This window comes from Myxococcus llanfairpwllgwyngyllgogerychwyrndrobwllllantysiliogogogochensis, assembly GCF_006636215.1.
Taxonomy (GTDB): domain Bacteria; phylum Myxococcota; class Myxococcia; order Myxococcales; family Myxococcaceae; genus Myxococcus; species Myxococcus llanfairpwllgwyngyllgogerychwyrndrobwllllantysiliogogogochensis.
Genome location: NZ_VIFM01000785.1, coordinates 1 through 440 on the forward strand (window position 1 = coordinate 1; position 440 = coordinate 440).

At 60.2% G+C, this 440-nt stretch carries 1 protein-coding gene; it reads left to right on the top strand.

The window, feature by feature from the left end; all coding sequences use genetic code 11:
- A partial coding sequence (gene trmH, locus FJV41_RS55855) for a tRNA (guanosine(18)-2'-O)-methyltransferase TrmH (protein WP_141649626.1) occupies nucleotides 1-436 on the top strand: 436 nt, incomplete at its 5' end.
- Nucleotides 437-440: the final 4 nt, after the last annotated feature.

Here is a 440-nt window from a genome sequence, read left to right on the forward strand (position 1 = left end):
CCTGAAAGGCCAGGGCATGCAAATTCTTGCCACTCACCTTTCCGACAAAGCCATCGATTTTCGTGAAATCGACTATACGCGTCCAACCTGCATCCTGATGGGTCAGGAAAAAACCGGCATCACCCAGGAAGCGCTGGCGCTGGCCGATCAGGACATCATTATCCCGATGATCGGCATGGTGCAGTCGCTGAACGTCTCCGTCGCCTCGGCGCTGATCCTTTACGAGGCGCAGCGCCAGCGGCAGAATGCCGGGATGTACCAACGCGCCAACAGCATGCTGCCGCCACAAGAGCAGCAGCGCCTGCTGTTCGAAGGCGGCTATCCGGTGCTGGCCCGCGTCGCCAGACAAAAAGGTCTGCCTTACCCCCACGTTAACGAGCAGGGCGAAGTGGAAGCCGATGCCGCGTGGTGGGCCACCATGCAGGCTGCGAGGTAAACCC